This is a genomic window from Arsenophonus sp. PmNCSU2021_1 (genome assembly GCF_036919435.1).
Taxonomy (GTDB): domain Bacteria; phylum Pseudomonadota; class Gammaproteobacteria; order Enterobacterales; family Enterobacteriaceae; genus Arsenophonus; species Arsenophonus nilaparvatae.
Genome location: NZ_JAZHPL010000006.1, coordinates 696298 through 712266 on the forward strand (window position 1 = coordinate 696298; position 15969 = coordinate 712266).

Here is a 15969-nt window from a genome sequence, read left to right on the forward strand (position 1 = left end):
TTAGGTAAAGATGCAATTTTATTAATATATCAAACCTAATTTACTTTCTTTTTTCTTTTATTGTGCGAAATAAGCCAGAAGAACCTTCAGAGTAATCTTTAGGTGGTAAATTACCCGGAGCTTGATCATTGTCTGATTCTGATTGAGTCAAACGATAGTTAAACGGGTTGTTTTGTATTGGCATATCAGGCATCAATTCATGAGAACTTTTTGCCATATGCTGGTAGAGTTGACGATAATCTTGCGCCATGTTATCGAGTAACTCTGCATTACGCGCAAAATGGCTGGCCAATTCTTTACGATATTCTTCCAATTCATGGTTTTTCTTTTCAAGTTCAGCTTGTAAAGCTTGTTGGTTGCGTAGCTTGGTATTGCCGAAGCGAACTACTAGTGCACCAATAATGAAACCTACAATTAGACCGATTAGTGCATATTCCCAAGTCATGTTGACTCCTTCATTAACAAAACAACATTTATTTTCATAGAAATAGATTCACAGTATAGCAGTCACTATACCTGTTAAAAGGCTATAACACGAGTTTCGCACCAATAAAAAAACGCTCTATTTTTAAGTTTAATTCAGCATAATATGTAAATAGATAAAACCTTATAAATTAAATATAACTTATTGTAAATTAAGTGAATTTATGCATTTCAGTAACTTGCAGATTAATCATTACTTTTAAGCCATTTCTAGAATTTTATAGGCCTGTGCGAAACTCGTGTATAAGTGAAAGTGGGAAAAGTTATTGCTAATGATTTCATAGTATTTTGCGGTATTAAAGTAGTAAAGATTATCGATATAATGTTTATGATTGGTTTCATTGGTCAAATTAAATTATGACATTTTTAAGGAGTATCACGTTGATGGCATTGTTGACTCCCACTAAACTTTACCAACAGTTTTTGGCTACCGGTGATTATCAATTTGATGAGGTGCAAAGTAAGGCGATAGCACGTTTAGATATTATTCATCATCAGTTGCTTAATAAAACATCCCAGTTATCATTGAAAAATAAAATTGGCCAATTATTTGCTAAGAAACTTCATACAAATCGTGAGCCTGTGCAGGGATTATATATGTGGGGAGGTGTCGGCCGAGGTAAAACTTGGCTGATGGATCTCTTTTATCAGAGTTTACCGGATGGCAGAAAATTACGCTTACATTTTCATCGTTTCATGTGGCGAGTGCAGAATGAAATGATTGAGTTACAAGGTCAGCCAGATCCATTGGAAATTATTGCTGATAGATTTAAAAAACAGACCGATGTTTTATGCTTTGATGAGTTTTTTGTCTCTGATATCACTGATGCCATGATTTTGGCAACGTTATTGAAAGCTTTATTTGCCATAGGCATTTGCTTAATAGCAACGTCTAATATTCATCCAGATGAACTCTATCGAAATGGATTGCAACGAACACGTTTTCTACCTGCGATCGAACAAATTAAAAAAAATTGTGACATTATCAATGTTGATGCAGGTATTGATTATCGTTTACGTACCTTGAAGCAAGTGGGTCTTTATCTTACGCCAATTGATGAAGCGAACTGCAATCGTATGGATGAGATATTTATTAAATTAGCTGGCAAATCTGGAGTTAGGTTTCCTATTCTTGAGATTAATCATCGTACTATGCCGGCAATCTGTACCGCAGAAGGCATTTTATCGATTGAATTTAAGGTATTATGTGAAGATGCACGTAGTCAAAATGACTATATCGTCTTAGCAAAAGATTATCATACGGTACTACTGTATAATGTTTTGTTGATGTCAGAACTGCATGAAGATGTAGCCAGGCGTTTTCTCGCTCTGATTGATGAGTTTTATGAACGAAAAGTTAAGTTGATTATTAATGCTGAGGTAGCAATGGATAAACTTTACCAAGGGCATTTGTTACGTTTTGAATATCAACGCTGTTTATCAAGATTGCAAGAAATGCAGAGTGAGGAATACCTAAAATTACCTCATATAGCTTGATTAGCGGGTAATAATACAATAAATTGACGAGAAATTTATTTTTGGGTCGATTTTTGGCAAAAATTTCTCTATAATCTTGCCACCCCACGTTACAGCAAGTTTTTTATTTCTCAAAAATCTTGCATTAATGTCAGTTTGACTACTCGAAGGGGTAGGATTTACTGGACAAAAATTAGCGTGAACATACTGAAGTATTTTTATAAAATATGAGTGTTCGCCAACATGTAACTTATATATGGGTAAGCTTTAATGAAAACTTTTACAGCTAAACCAGAAACCGTAAAACGCGGCTGGTACGTTGTTGATGCAGATGGAAAAACTTTAGGCCGTCTTGCAACTGAAATTGCTCGTCGTTTGCGCGGCAAGCATAAAGCGGAATATACTCCGCATGTCGATACTGGTGATTACATCATTGTTGTTAATGCAAAAAAAGTTGCTGTTACTGGTAATAAGCGTGAAGACAAAATCTACTATCGCCATACTGGTTATATCGGTGGTATCAAGCAAGCGACCTTCGAAGAAATGATTGCCCGTCACCCTGAGCGTGTAATTGAAATTGCGGTTAAAGGTATGCTACCCAAAGGACCTCTTGGTCGTGCGATGTACCGTAAAATGAAAGTTTATGCGGGTAGTGATCACAACCACGCGGCACAGCAGCCGCAAGTTCTTGACATTTAATCGGGATGGATATAGGCAATGGCTGAAAATCAATACTACGGCACTGGTCGCCGCAAAAGCTCTTCCGCACGTGTCTTCATTAAGTCAGGTAGCGGTAATATTACTATCAATCAACGCAGCTTAGAAGAATATTTTGGCCGCGAAACGGCGCGAATGGTTGTTCGCCAACCGTTAGAATTGGTTGATATGTTGCAGAAACTGGATCTATACATTACCGTTAAAGGTGGTGGGATTTCTGGTCAAGCAGGTGCAATCCGTCATGGTATTACACGTGCATTGATGGGATATGACGAGACACTACGTTCAGAATTACGTAAAGCTGGGTTTGTTACTCGTGATGCGCGTTCTGTTGAGCGTAAGAAAGTGGGACTGCGTAAAGCACGTCGTCGTCCACAATACTCTAAACGTTAATTTCTTGTTTTTACAACAAATTAGTAATAAAAAGCCCGCCTTTAGGCGGGTTTTTAGCATGTTATAAATTTATCTTATCTTGCGATTATTAATTTAATTTTTTTTGTTATAAATTTTTTCAATAAAAAATTGCTTTAATTTTGTGCATTTATCATAAAATCTTGTCAAACTTTCCCCCATATTGAACAAAATCTGATAGACTATAGGCCATTATTTTCTTATCTATTTCTCACCTGATTTGGTGGAAATAACATGTATTAATTGTAGTTTAATAAATAAAGGTCAAATGTTTGTTAACCGAGTAAATTGGTTCACCAGCATTTTAAACATGTAAGAATGGCCTGATTAATTATATTATGGCTGTTTATTCTTTTTTAATAAAACTTGGAGGTTTTCATGGCTGTCGCTGCCAACAAACGTTCGGTAATGACACTGTTTTCCGGCCCGACCGACATATTTAGCCATCAAGTGCGGATCGTATTGGCAGAAAAGGGCGTGAGCGTTGAGATTGAGAATGTTGAAGCGGGTAATTTGCCTCAAGATTTGATTGATCTAAATCCTTACCAAACACTACCAACGCTGGTTGATAGAGAATTAACATTGTATGATTCCCGTGTTGTTATGGAATATCTTGATGAACGCTTTCCGCATCCACCATTGATGCCTGTTTATCCCGTTGCTCGTGGTAATAGTCGTTTGATGATACATCGGATAGACAAGGATTGGTATTCTTTGATGTATAAGATTGAAAATAAGGATCCTCAAGCTGATGCTGCCCGTAAGCAGTTAAGGGAGGAACTGATAGCAATCTCGCCAATTTTTAAAGAAAGACCGTTTTTTATGAGCGAAGAATTTAATCTAGTTGATTGCTATTTAGCTCCCCTTTTATGGCGTTTACCTTACTGGAAGATCGACATCCCTAAAGGAAAAGAAACAGAGGGCATTCGTTCTTATATGGAACGTGTATTTGGGCGAGACTCTTTCCTTGCTTCATTAACTGAAGCTGAGCGTGAGATGCTTTTATCTACCACAGGTTAATTTATTATGGAATTGTTAGGAATGTCGCCACGTCGTCCTTACCTTCTTAGGGCTCATTATGAATGGCTTCTCGACAATAATATGACACCCCATTTAGTTGTGGATGTTAATATTTTTGGCGTAAATGTACCGATGGAATATGCGAATAAAGGACAGATTATTTTAAATATTACACCTTCTGCTGTCGGTAATTTAGAACTGACTAATGAAATTGTCAGCTTCAATGCCCGTTTTGGTGGCGTTCCTCGCCATGTTGAAGTACCTATGAGCGCTATTATTGCTATCTATGGGCGCGAAAATGGAGCAGGAATGATGTTTGAACCTGAACCTGAACCAGAATATGAGGATGGTGCAGGTAATTCTATTGCTCAAAGTGAAAATTTAGTACTGGTTAGTGATACTGAGTTGTCAAACGAAGCGCAAGAAATAACGTCGATTTCATCTTCTGATGATGAGCCGCCGATGCCACCGAAAGGACGCCCGACGCTACGTGTTATAAAATAAGGTATCTCATGATTGAGGGGGAGTATCAAATACTGCCCTTTTTTCTTTTTTAAATCTATATTTTTTGTTTATTAAATTTTTATTTATCTGATAATTATAAAATTTCGTTTATAAATTAATTCATTATTCATGAATAATCTAAATGTAAATTATCCCTCATAATGTATGTTAGATCCCTCTGTTTTTTATCTATATAAGTTATGATTTAAGCTGATTTTTTGTATCGGAGTGTGTATGAAGCTGCTTAAAGGACTTGCTCAATATTATGTTGATTTAATGATGAAGCTTGGCTTAATTGGATTTTCCTTACTATTAGCCACAGCACTTGTCGTATTAGCTATGGTATTACAGATCGCGGTTGATATTTTATTATATGGCAATGTTCATAATATTGATTTGGTTCGCTCTATCTTTTTTGGATTGATTATTACGCCTTGGGCGGTCTATTTTCTTTCTGTTGTGGTCGAACAACTTGAAGAGTCTCGTCGTCGTTTATCAGGCATGGTTGATAAATTAGAAGTTATGCGTAAGCGTGATGCCGAGCTTACTGACAAACTTAAAGGAAATATTGCTCAGCTCAATTTGGAAATTGCAGAGCGTGAAAAAATACAAAAGGCGCATTTAGAATTATTAGAAAAATTGCAAAAAGAGATGAAGCGCCGAGAGCAGACACAACTTGAGTTTGAACAGCAGTCTATATTATTACAATCATTTTTAGATGCATCACCTGATCTTGTTTATTATCGTGATGAAAATAATGATTTTTCTTGTTGTAATCGAGCAATGGAATTATTGACAGGTCGCAGTGAAAAGCAGCTTATTGGGCTAACTTATCGTGAAATTTATGGTGAGGAAGTTGCCGAAAAGGAGCAGGAAACTGATGAAAAAGTATTTCGTCATAATGTGTCATTGACCTATGAACAATGGTTGGTATATCCCGATGGACGGAAAGCATGCTTTGAAATACGTAAAGTCCCGTTTTATGATCGGGTTGGAAAACGCCATGGGTTAGTAGGGTTTGGACGCGATATTACCGAGCGTAAGCATTATCAGGAAGCGTTAGAAAATGCCAGTAGGGATAAGACAACGTTTATTTCAACCATCAGCCATGAGCTTCGTACGCCGCTTAATGGGATTGTTGGACTGAGTCGTATATTACTCGATACTGAATTAACCGATGAACAAACAAATTATTTGAAAACTATTCATGTCAGCGCTATTACTTTAGGTAATATTTTCAATGATATTATTGAGATGGATAAGATTGAACGCCGCAAGGTTAGTTTAGATAGTCAACAAATTGATTTTAATGAATTTATTTCTGATCTTGAAAATTTATCGGGGCTTTTAGTACAACCTAAAGATTTAAAATTTATCTTAGAAGTAAAAGAAAATTTACCGAGCAAGATCATTACTGATGCAACACGGTTACGGCAAATACTATGGAATTTAATTGGTAATGCCGTCAGATTTACTCAACAGGGTGAGATCAAGGTTCGTATTTGGTATGAAGGACATGAGCAACTTTTTATTCAGGTTATTGATAGCGGTATTGGCATTCCAAAAGAGGAGCAAAAAAAAATTTTTGCCATGTACTATCAGGTAAAGGGTAGTGCTGGTGGCCGACCAGAAACGGGTACTGGAATTGGTCTTGCTGTTTCTAAACGGTTAGCGCAAAGCATGGGGGGAGATATACAGGTCGATAGTACATTAGGGGTAGGTTCTTGCTTCACTGTATCCGTTATAGCGCCCATTGTAGTAAAAACGGTTGAAACGCCAACACCAGAAGCTGTTTTACTACCTAAGTTGCATATTCTTTTAGTGGAAGATATTGAATTAAATATCATCGTCGCACGATCTGTATTAGAAAAATTAGGCCATACCGTTGATGTTGCTATGAATGGAAAAGAAGCACTAAAAATGTTCAAAATTGGTAGTTACGATTTGGTTTTATTGGATATCCAACTACCTGATATGACCGGTCTCGATATTGCACGTCAGTTTCATCAAATCTATGCTAATGATAAACTTCCACCTTTAATTGCATTAACAGCTAATGTATTGAAAGACAAAAAAGAGTATCTTGCTGCCGGTATGGATGATGTATTGAGTAAACCACTGTCGGTAAGTGCATTAATAAAGATTATTGAAAAATATTTGACCGATTCTAAAAATAAATCCTTCAACATTCCGCTAAAACAACTTGCCAATCATGATGACGTATTAGATATCAATATGCTCAACCAATATTTCGAATTAGTTGGACCAAAATTGATTGAAGAGAGCATAAAGATCTTTGAAAATGTGATGCCAGGATACCTATCTTTATTGGATTCTAATATTGTGGCCAAAGACCGAAATGGGATTGTTGTAGAAGCCCACAAAATTAAAGGTGCAGCAGGTGCAGTTGGTTTGCGCCATCTCCAGCAGTTAGCTCAACAGCTCCAATCTCCTGATTTACCTGCCTGGTGGGATAATATTCAGGAATGGTTTGATGAATTAAAAGTAGATTGGCAAAAAGATGTTAAAGTTTTGAAACGATGGTTAGTCGGCGCTGAAAAAAAATAACCCCAACCGAAGTTGGGGTGCGCGAATATTGCGCCAACACCAGGGAAATCGTTTTTACTCACCAATTATGATATGAATAAATGTAGATGGTGAGTAAAATAGGAGCCTTTATTTTTTGTCAGCCGATCAACATAACAAATATAATCGTTTTTGTTACAAGATTCATTAAAATTTGTGATCAAGTTCCATGTTATCACATTAAATGAATTAGTAACAATCTACTACAAATGGAGTCAAATATGAAACCTATTGCAGTAATTTTAAGCGGATGTGGTGTATTTGATGGCAGTGAAATTCATGAATCAGTACTTACTATGTTATCTTTGAGTGAAAATGATGTTGAAATATGTTTTTTGCACCTAATAGAGAGCAACTAGATGTTATTAATCATATAAATGAAGAAACAAATCAAGAAAAAAGGAACATAATGGTAGAGTCTTCACGTATTTCACGTGGGAAAATAGCACCTTTATCATCTGCTGATGCAAAAAAATTTAGTGCAGTCATTATTCCTGGTGGTTTTGGGGTGGCAAAAAATTTATCTAATTTTGCTATTAAAGGAAGTGATTGTGAAATAGATAAAGATTTATTAACATTTTGTCGCGAAATTCACCAACAAGGTAAGCCCATGGGATTGATGTGTATTGCGCCTGTTATGTTACCTAAAATTTTAAATAAAGCGGTAAAGTTAACAATAGGCAATGATAAAAAAACTATTGCCCAAATAGAACAAATGGGAGGAACACATATTATTTGTTCCTTTGATGATATTGTGGTTGATGAAGATAATAAAGTAATAACAACACCCGCTTATATGTTGGCATCATCACCAAATCAAGCATGGCAAGGAATTAATAAATTAGTTAAAAAAGTAATTGAACTGGCAAGTCGTTAGTTATGTTAGTTTACTTACTATTATTATGGTATTGGTTAAAAAGGGCATTATTAATCTTATTTTCTTGTTGGTTAATAACGATTTTGATTTTCAAATTTTTGCCTGTTCCGTTTTCGATGGTCATGCTAGAAAGAGAAATTAACGCTTGGTTATCATTAAACTTTTCTTATACTTCTCGTTCCGCTTGGGTTGAGCTTAATGCCATCTCACCGAACATGTTAATTGCAGCGATTGCCGCGGAAGATCAAAATTTCCCAAATCATTGGGGATTTGATTTTCAGGCAATAGAAAGTGCTATCAACCAAAATTCGGCTAGTAAAAAACCTACTAGAGGAGCTTCAACTATAACTCAACAAGTCGTAAAAAATCTTTGGTTATGGGATGGAATAAGCTCGCTTTGTAAAGGTGTTGAAGCTATTATGACGCCGGTAATTGAAGTTATGTGGTCTAAAAAGCGGATTTTGACGATCTATTTGAATATTGCTGAGTTCGGTGAGGGTATTTTTGGCGTAGAAGAAGCAGCAAAATATTATTTTAAAAAGCAGGTAAATCAATTAAATGCAGTTGAAGCTGCACGATTAGCTGAGGTTTTACCAAATCCGTTAGCTTATCAAGTAAAAAAACCATCTAATGATTTATTAATTCGTCAAGCGTGGATACTTAAGCAAATGCAGCAATTGGGTGATAAGAATTTTCTGAAAAAACATGGCTTCATTGCTGACTGAATAGCTCATTAGAATATAGTAATAAAATTTTTATTTTTTCAGTATTTTATTCTGAAAATGTCAGTCCTGTTAATAGCTTCATATTTGATTGCTAAATAATAACTTTAATCATCATTTGATTTTTAACTGAATAGAGTTCTGAATATACTAGTCGTTTGATTGAAAATGAAATCAGTCAGATAGAAGTTTGTTGATAAATCTATCCTGCCGTGTATCAACCAGAAGTATAATCAATACACGGAAGAGGGAGGACATCAGTCTTTAGCAATTTTTTATTAACTATAAAAAATAGTTAGAAAGATACACCGCCTCGAACCATTCTTTGAGCCGTGCTGCGAACAGCATCCATTGCTAAGGCTTTTGCCGCATTGGGTAGAATAAAGCGTTTCATTAAATTCATTGCATTGCCTCCTAACCAGTTTAAGAATTGAATGAATTTACCAGCAACATACTGAAAATAAGGGTTTGTGATGGTCAATTGTAACGCAGATCCAATCCCCATAGTGGCTGAACCAATTGCACTTCCCATCCATTCATTTGGACCGCCAACTGAAATTTTACGTGAGAAAAATGAAAATATCTTATCTCCTAAACTGCGGCCAACAAATCGACTAATGGAATTATTACCAACATAAGCAGCAAATAGTGCTTCTGATCCGTGTCTGACAATCGCTCCGCCAGCATAATTAAATGCATATGAGCTAATATTATCTGCGTGACGACCTATTATTCCGCCAGTATAGCTGCCGTATGCGGCATATGCTTAACGCCAGTTATAAATCCACTGGCGGCGCCAAATGTGGCAGCAGAAACTTCCATTGCCAGGCTGGTTCCTTTACCGCCAATGATATTGACAGTACCAATAGCAACGCCTGCTGCATGGGCACCACCCATGCCTCGATCAGAATTGCCGATTAATCCTCCGGCAGCCCCAGAAAGACTTCCTACCGCACTAGCTATCCCGATACTGGTTAATCTGACGCCATTAAGTCGAGCAGTTACGGCACTTAATGTTGCTCCTGCCGCCATATTCTCGGTCGTTGATCTTCCCTGAAAGCGTTTACTGAAAAAACTGGCTATGCCTCCGGAAAGTTGGTTCAAATTCCAGCCGGCAATCGCACCAATAATAAATGAGCCAATACCTACTGCAACTAGGATCCCGCCACTAGCGCTTACTGCTCCAGCTATCGTTAATCCAATCGCTATTATCGCTAATCCACCCATCACTGCGCGGGTGATTTTCATACCTCTAGCTAATGAACGTCTTATTGGTTCTCCCTCTCTCCGGCTTAAATAGGTTGATACGATAAATATGTTGCGAAAGCGATTGCGACTTGATTCACCCCGTTCATCGCTATACATAATAGGATTATTTTTTACCATTCGATATAGATTGAAGCCATCCACGGTACCGGCTGGATCAGCACTTAACCATCGTCCGATCCAGGGTTGATAGTAGCGATGACCATAATAGTAGAGGCCGGTTGCATCACGCTCTTTGCCGGAATAGCGAAAGATTTTATAATCTGCTTCTACTTCGTTTCTGGCTGTCCATATCGCAGTACCACCATAAGGATAATATTCTTCCAAACTAATATTGCCCTTGCCCATCAATTTCTATAGAGCTACTACCTATTAGATTATGGTAGCTGTAGCGTAATTGATTATTATCGATACCGTTTGGTTTTCCCATTTGCCAATGTAAAACCTGCACTAGAGCTTGCTCCAAACCATCTATCGCTATGATATGTAAATCTTCGGTTAAGGTTTCATTTATCTGTTTGGTACGTAACTGTAAGCCTGTCAGATAAATAACCTGTTGTTGATTGATGCTATGCGCAGTTTGCGATATGGTCGTTTTAGTTACGCGTTGGCCACCGGCATCATAGCGATAGATTTCATTATCGGAAGTTAGTCGCTCACGTTTTACCGGTGTGACTTGTAATAATTCTCCATGAAAATTCCAGCTAACAGCCTGATCGGGCTGTAATTCTGTTTGGTGACCACCGGTATCAAATAGTTCGTCGACTTGTAGTGGGTCGGTAGTTAGATCGCTGAGTACAGCTCGATTACTGCGGTTTGAGACGGTGATATTGGTTGTATAGCTGTTGTTACTAGCTGGGGCGCTATGGCGGATTTGGGTCAAATTACCCGCTATATCATAAATATAATGTCGAATGTAATTTGTATAGACACTATTGTCAGCAGGCAGAGGAATGATTGGAGAGGGTAATTTGAAGCTTTGTGGTTGCAGGTTAGCCATTTCACGGCCAGTGGTGTCAACGATCACCGAAAACTGATCCACTTTTTATCTAAATACGATCAATCAAAATTGATCCACTGTTTTACTCGGTTATTGCTCCTGATCGCCGCTTATCTTTCAATCGATAGCTTTCACCGCTTAATTGCAGTACATGCGAATGATGAAGTAAACGATCAAGCATAGCGGCGGTTAATGTTGCGTCATCAGCAAAAGTACCAGGCCATTGCCCAAATGATAAGTTACTCGTCAATATGACACTACCATGCTCATAACGCTTGGCAATCACATTAAAAAATAGGGTTGCTTCCTCTCGCCCAAACGGCAAGTATCCAATCTCATCTATGATCAACAACTTCGGGACCATCACCGAACGTGATAGATATTGTTTGAGCTTATTTTGTCGTTTGGCAGTTGAGAGTTGCAACATCAGTTCAGCCGCTGTTGTAAAGCGAGTTTTCTTCCTAGCCTGTACTGCTTTTAATCCTAATCCAATAGCTAAATGCGTTTTACCTACACCACTTGGGCCAAGCAATACGACATTTTCATTACGTTCAATAAATGTTAATGCGCTTAATTCCTGTATTTGTTGTTTAGGAACACTCGTTGCAAACTTAAAATCGAACGTATTAAGTTCTTTGTGTACTGGGAATCCTGCCATCCGACTCAAGAGATTACGAGTTCGTTCATCTCGTTGTTGTTGCTCACATTTTAATAGGGACAGTAAAAACTCTCCGTAGCTTTTGTCTTGGGCAATGCATTGTTCTGCAAGTGATGACCAATGACTGGGAACAGAATTTAATTTCAATGACTCACACAGGTGTTCAATTTGTTCATGCAATAACATGTTCACCTCCCAGCAATGCTTCATATACGCTGATTGAGTGTTGCAAATTGACAGATTCAAGGGGCGGTACGATACGAATATTAAGCGTATTAGTCTGCGGGATAGATTGGCAAACCCTTGCTGGTAAGGGAAGAAGATACTTAACTTCCTTAGCTAATCTGTCTGCTGGCTTTTCTAACGTTGTTCCATGAATCCGCTGATGGGCAACGCGTTGTAACCATGGACCCACTTTTGCGTTGGCTATCTCGATATCTAGTTCAAGGTTATGAGCACGAAGGTCGGTATTTAATGGCACGATAAAACTGTTTTTTAAATAGTGGTTAAAGCGCTCTACTTTCCCTTTCGTTTTTGCCCTGTAGGGCTTGCAAGCCTTCAATTTAAAACCGTAATCTTTCGACATTTGAAGCATTTCGACATGCAATTTATGTTCACCTTCTGCATAAGCATCCCGTTCGATGATGAGGGATTTTGCGTTATCACACAATACTTCCTGTGGTACACCACCAAAATAGTCGAAAGCTTCTCTTAAACCTTGTTGCCACGATCCTGCTCGTTCATTATCAAAGAACTTTACATAACTAGCACGCGAATAGCCTAGTGTTGCAACAAACGCTTTTAGGGATTTTTTACCTCGCCGGATGCTGGTGAAGTCGATTTGCATTTGTTGACCTGGCTGTGTTTCAAAACGGACGACAGCTTCGGGAACAATGCTTGGTTTAAATTGACAAACAAATCGGCGTAACTGAGCAATACCGCCTTGATAACCTCTTTCAGCTACCTCATCAAATAACACTGTTGCAGGGATCCAATCAGGTTTAGCCAATTCAATTCGCTGAAGCAAATAAGGTTTAAAGGGTGCCAGTTTACTCGGTTGTTGACTTCTTTTAGCATAAGTTGGCATTGCCTGTTGTTGTAAATGATGTTTTACGGTGTTACGGGAAATGCCTAATTCACGGGCAATTTTTCGAAGGCTTTGTCCTTGTGTAAAGCGAACATGAATATCCACAAATATCTCCTTGGTTAACATAAATTACCCGTACAAAAATGTACGAATAATACCAAGTGGATCAGTTTTAGATGATCGTTAGTGGATCAGTTTTGCATGATCGGTGACAGTGGTGGATACCAGTTGATAAAGCGTATCATAGGTATAGGTATTTTCTGGAATGACTTTTTGATTATGCCAGAAGCGGGTTGCCACAGCATCATTACGCACGCTGATCACATTACCGACCGGATCATATTGATAACGTAGATCTTGTAATATTTTTGCCGCCATTTGATGTGCTGTTGGACGTTCGATTTTTGTGGCGATTAATCGTTGGGTTTGCGGTTCGTAAAGGTAGCTGGTTATGATGCCATTGCCATGTTCTTCGCGTGATTTTTGTCCCGCGGCGGAATAAGTTAACGATTTTATGATTATCTGTTCGGTAGCATTTTCTATGGTTAACCAGCTACTTTTTAGCATACCAGCAATATCATATTCTAACCGAAGTCGGTTACCTTTAGCATCAATATTAAGTAATAATGCTCCGGTAGCATCAACAATATTTTGCGTAGTATAGCTATCATTTGATAAGTAACTTTGCCAGATAGTCTCATCCTCTGCTTGCCAGTTAGCTTCCTTATTATTTATTAATAGTTGTTGGGTTAAAGATAATGGCACTCCTATTAAGGCGATACTATTGACTTGCTGTAAACCAGCAGTGTCATAATGGCGTAAACATTGCCCAAGCAGGTTCTTTTGCTTTTCGCTATCACTATTACCAGCCCAAATAAAACGTTCTGTAACATACTTTGTTTTTGATGGTAATTGTTCAGCAATACTAATAGGTCTTCCTAGTTGCTGGCTATCTTCATATTGCCAGCTACGAAAAACACCCGTTGCAGAGAAGGCAAATGTCGGCCGACCGGCAATATCATGCAGATCATAAGTCGTTCCGGCATCAACACTGTTAGTAGCTAGAACCATACTATTTAGTGATGTGTGGTAGTAAAAATTGGGTTTTATCGTCGGGTCATTTTTTTGTTGTTCATATAACCGTGGATCAATACTTTTTATTAATAAACCATGCGCGTTATATTGATGACGGGTAATGCGTTCATTAGTGATATTGGGGCTATCGGGATGGCGATGATAATCGATTTCTCTTACGGTTAAACCTCGGTTATCAACTATTTTAATGGTCGGCGTTCCTTTAAATAATGACGATGATTGCATATTTTTCTCCATGTTTATTCACTATTATTTAGTTGCAAAAGAGAAATAAATTTTTCAGACCCTTTTGTTATTAATAATCGATTGTTGTATAACAGGTTATATTTATATTTTCAGCAAATAGCGATTTAATATTATTAAGTTAACGAATATTATTTAATGGAATTATTATTTGGATGTAAAGTAATTGTTTTTGTCAATATACACGAGTTTCGCACAGGCATATAAAATTCTAGAAATGGCTTAAAAGCAATGATCAATCTGCAAGTTACTAAAACACATGAATTTTCTTAAATTACAATAAGTTGTATTTGATTTATAAGGTTTTATCTATTTATATATTATGCTGAATTAAACTTAAAAATAGAGCGTTTTTTTATTGGTGCGAAACTCGTGATATATTAACTTCAGGTAATAACACAAGCGATTAAATCTCGAAGAAAGTTGCTTAATTGGTTGATGTAGGTTTTTTAGGATTGGGCTATTTTAGAAAATAGTACTAAAAATATTTTATTTTCGTTAAAGATAGCAAAGGTTATTGAGCGTCGTGAAATATAGCAGCTAAAGTGCGTACCCTAAAATTAGCTACCCGGCCTTGTGGCTGCCGGGTAACAAATTAGAAAGATAATCACTTTTTATATTGAATGAGAAAATATTAATTAAGGTAGGTAAATGCGGTAGTTACGCGTTTAACGCCATCTGTCTCACTGGCAATTTTCGCTGCAGCAGCTCCTTCCTGTTGAGTTAGAATACCAAGTAAAAATACCTCTCCACCTTCGGTAATAACTTTGACGGTTGATGATTTAACTGAATCACTGGTAAGAATTTGTGATTTTATTTTGGTGGTTATCCAGGTATCTTTAGAAGCCGTACCAAGATCAACCGGTGTTGCCTGACGGATCTCATTATAAACTGCTTCAACACCTTCTACTTTGGTTGCTATCTGTTTTGCTCTTTCAGCTAATGCAAGATCGGGCGCTTGGCCGGTAAGCAGTATCTTACCTTCATAAGCTGTAGTAATAACACGTGCATTGCGGGTAATTTCTTGATCTTTGTTAATAGCAGCACTAACGCGGGCTTCTAATGTTCCATCATCGACCTGGCGACCGACACTTCTTGGATCCGTCGCACTTTTTGTGGCGACCGCCGCTGAGCCTATTACAGCAGCTCCTATGCATCCTTGTAATAAAAGGGTACTGCATATTATGGTAATTAGAGGAAATAGTCTCATTATTACTCCTTAGTCATCTTGATGCGGAAAAAGTGTATTATCGATTAGATCACATAAACAGTTAACTGTTAATAGGTGAACTTCTTGAATTCTGATGCTTCTTTGCGAAGGTATTCGAATTTCTACATCTTGTGTGCCTAATAAACCGGCTAATTCTCCGCCATCATGGCCGGTTAAGGCCACAATCGTCATATCACGAGCGAGTGAAGCTTCAACCGCTTTTATCACAACGCGACTATCGCCTTTGGTGGCAATTGCAAGAAGTACGTCACCAGATTGGCCTAATGCACGCACTTGTTTTGCATATACCTCTTCGGGTTTTTGGCCATTAGCGATCGAGGTTATAATCGCATTGTCTGTGTTAAGACATAAAGCGGGCAGACTCGGACGTTCAGCTTCAAATTGATTGATCATACTGGTCGCAAAGCGTTGTGCAATAACTGCTGATCCGCCACTGCCGCAACATAAGATTTTATTACCATTTAGCAAGGCGTGAACGATCATAATCGCTGCACGAGAAATAGCATCGGGTAATGCTTCAGCAGCGGCAATTTGTGTTTGAATACTTTCGGTAAAACAGGCTTTAATTTTCTCCAACACGTTAAGACCTACTT

At 37.8% G+C, this 15969-nt stretch carries 16 protein-coding genes and 1 pseudogene; 8 read left to right on the forward strand and 9 right to left on the reverse strand.

What is annotated here, in order from left to right:
• Positions 1–40: 40 nt before the first annotated feature.
• Complete coding sequence (gene zapG, locus V3224_RS16565; protein WP_334471814.1) at positions 41–445, reverse strand: Z-ring associated protein ZapG; 405 nt, start codon at positions 443–445, stop codon at positions 41–43.
• Between the two features lie 422 nt (positions 446–867).
• On the opposite strand from zapG, the gene zapE reads away from it, so the two are divergent.
• The 8 genes and pseudogenes from zapE to mtgA all read left to right on the forward strand — a co-directional run bounded on the left by zapE (position 868) and on the right by mtgA (position 8799).
• Positions 868–1980, forward strand: a complete 1113-nt coding sequence (gene zapE, locus V3224_RS16570; RefSeq protein ID WP_334471816.1) for a cell division protein ZapE — start codon at positions 868–870, stop codon at positions 1978–1980.
• A 249-nt stretch (positions 1981–2229) separates the two neighbouring features.
• Positions 2230–2658, forward strand: a complete 429-nt coding sequence (gene rplM, locus V3224_RS16575; protein ID WP_334471817.1) for a 50S ribosomal protein L13 — start codon at positions 2230–2232, stop codon at positions 2656–2658.
• Between the two features lie 18 nt (positions 2659–2676).
• A complete protein-coding gene (rpsI, locus tag V3224_RS16580; protein ID WP_032115675.1) occupies positions 2677–3069 on the forward strand; it encodes a 30S ribosomal protein S9 in 393 nt (130 codons plus the stop codon).
• Positions 3070–3465: 396 nt separating this feature from the next.
• On the forward strand, positions 3466–4107 hold the full coding sequence (gene sspA, locus V3224_RS16585) for a stringent starvation protein SspA (protein WP_334471818.1): 642 nt from the start codon (positions 3466–3468) through the stop codon (positions 4105–4107).
• A gap of 6 nt (positions 4108–4113) precedes the next feature.
• Positions 4114–4611 (forward strand): ClpXP protease specificity-enhancing factor, encoded by a 498-nt coding sequence (gene sspB / locus V3224_RS16590; RefSeq protein WP_334471819.1) that lies wholly within the window; start codon positions 4114–4116, stop codon positions 4609–4611.
• Between the two features lie 234 nt (positions 4612–4845).
• Complete coding sequence (gene arcB, locus V3224_RS16595) at positions 4846–7179, forward strand: aerobic respiration two-component sensor histidine kinase ArcB (protein ID WP_334471820.1); 2334 nt, start codon at positions 4846–4848, stop codon at positions 7177–7179.
• Positions 7180–7418: 239 nt separating this feature from the next.
• Positions 7419–8074, forward strand: a pseudogene (gene elbB, locus V3224_RS16600) (isoprenoid biosynthesis glyoxalase ElbB).
• A 2-nt stretch (positions 8075–8076) separates the two neighbouring features.
• A complete protein-coding gene (gene mtgA, locus V3224_RS16605) occupies positions 8077–8799 on the forward strand; it encodes a monofunctional biosynthetic peptidoglycan transglycosylase (protein ID WP_334471822.1) in 723 nt (240 codons plus the stop codon).
• A gap of 292 nt (positions 8800–9091) precedes the next feature.
• Here the strand turns inward: mtgA and V3224_RS16610 are convergent, their stop codons facing one another.
• From V3224_RS16610 to diaA, 8 genes are all read right to left on the reverse strand, one after another.
• Positions 9092–9328 (reverse strand): hypothetical protein, encoded by a 237-nt coding sequence (locus V3224_RS16610; RefSeq protein WP_334471824.1) that lies wholly within the window; start codon positions 9326–9328, stop codon positions 9092–9094.
• A gap of 197 nt (positions 9329–9525) precedes the next feature.
• Complete coding sequence (locus tag V3224_RS30135; protein ID WP_442890636.1) at positions 9526–10410, reverse strand: RHS repeat-associated core domain-containing protein; 885 nt, start codon at positions 10408–10410, stop codon at positions 9526–9528.
• On the reverse strand, positions 10391–11089 hold the full coding sequence (locus V3224_RS16615; protein ID WP_442890571.1) for a hypothetical protein: 699 nt from the start codon (positions 11087–11089) through the stop codon (positions 10391–10393). The genes V3224_RS30135 and V3224_RS16615 overlap by 20 nt, the downstream gene beginning before the upstream one ends.
• A 55-nt stretch (positions 11090–11144) precedes the next feature.
• Complete coding sequence (istB, locus tag V3224_RS16620; RefSeq protein WP_334468702.1) at positions 11145–11906, reverse strand: IS21-like element helper ATPase IstB; 762 nt, start codon at positions 11904–11906, stop codon at positions 11145–11147.
• Positions 11893–12933, reverse strand: coding sequence for an IS21 family transposase (gene istA, locus V3224_RS16625; protein WP_334469161.1), 1041 nt, complete (start codon positions 12931–12933; stop codon positions 11893–11895). Before istA ends, istB begins: the two co-directional genes overlap by 14 nt.
• Positions 12934–12990: 57 nt before the next feature.
• A complete protein-coding gene (locus V3224_RS16630) occupies positions 12991–14127 on the reverse strand; it encodes a hypothetical protein (RefSeq protein WP_334471826.1) in 1137 nt (378 codons plus the stop codon).
• 652 nt (positions 14128–14779) lie between these two features.
• On the reverse strand, positions 14780–15355 hold the full coding sequence (gene dolP, locus V3224_RS16635; protein ID WP_032115681.1) for a division/outer membrane stress-associated lipid-binding lipoprotein: 576 nt from the start codon (positions 15353–15355) through the stop codon (positions 14780–14782).
• A 9-nt stretch (positions 15356–15364) separates the two neighbouring features.
• Positions 15365–15955, reverse strand: coding sequence for a DnaA initiator-associating protein DiaA (gene diaA, locus V3224_RS16640; RefSeq protein ID WP_026821383.1), 591 nt, complete (start codon positions 15953–15955; stop codon positions 15365–15367).
• Positions 15956–15969: the final 14 nt, after the last annotated feature.

Coding starts and splice junctions, on each gene's coding strand:
- istA (WP_334469161.1), bottom strand. CDS start 12,933: ATGTTAACCAAGGAGATATTTGTGGATATTCATGTTCGCTTTACACAA.
- V3224_RS16630 (WP_334471826.1), bottom strand. CDS start 14,127: ATGCAATCATCGTCATTATTTAAAGGAACGCCGACCATTAAAATAGTT.
- sspA (WP_334471818.1), top strand. CDS start 3,466: ATGGCTGTCGCTGCCAACAAACGTTCGGTAATGACACTGTTTTCCGGC.
- V3224_RS16610 (WP_334471824.1), bottom strand. CDS start 9,328: ATGGGAAGTGCAATTGGTTCAGCCACTATGGGGATTGGATCTGCGTTA.
- sspB (WP_334471819.1), top strand. CDS start 4,114: ATGGAATTGTTAGGAATGTCGCCACGTCGTCCTTACCTTCTTAGGGCT.
- zapE (WP_334471816.1), top strand. CDS start 868: ATGGCATTGTTGACTCCCACTAAACTTTACCAACAGTTTTTGGCTACC.
- V3224_RS30135 (WP_442890636.1), bottom strand. CDS start 10,410: ATGGGCAAGGGCAATATTAGTTTGGAAGAATATTATCCTTATGGTGGT.
- dolP (WP_032115681.1), bottom strand. CDS start 15,355: ATGAGACTATTTCCTCTAATTACCATAATATGCAGTACCCTTTTATTA.
- rpsI (WP_032115675.1), top strand. CDS start 2,677: ATGGCTGAAAATCAATACTACGGCACTGGTCGCCGCAAAAGCTCTTCC.
- istB (WP_334468702.1), bottom strand. CDS start 11,906: ATGTTATTGCATGAACAAATTGAACACCTGTGTGAGTCATTGAAATTA.
- zapG (WP_334471814.1), bottom strand. CDS start 445: ATGACTTGGGAATATGCACTAATCGGTCTAATTGTAGGTTTCATTATT.
- rplM (WP_334471817.1), top strand. CDS start 2,230: ATGAAAACTTTTACAGCTAAACCAGAAACCGTAAAACGCGGCTGGTAC.
- mtgA (WP_334471822.1), top strand. CDS start 8,077: ATGTTAGTTTACTTACTATTATTATGGTATTGGTTAAAAAGGGCATTA.
- arcB (WP_334471820.1), top strand. CDS start 4,846: ATGAAGCTGCTTAAAGGACTTGCTCAATATTATGTTGATTTAATGATG.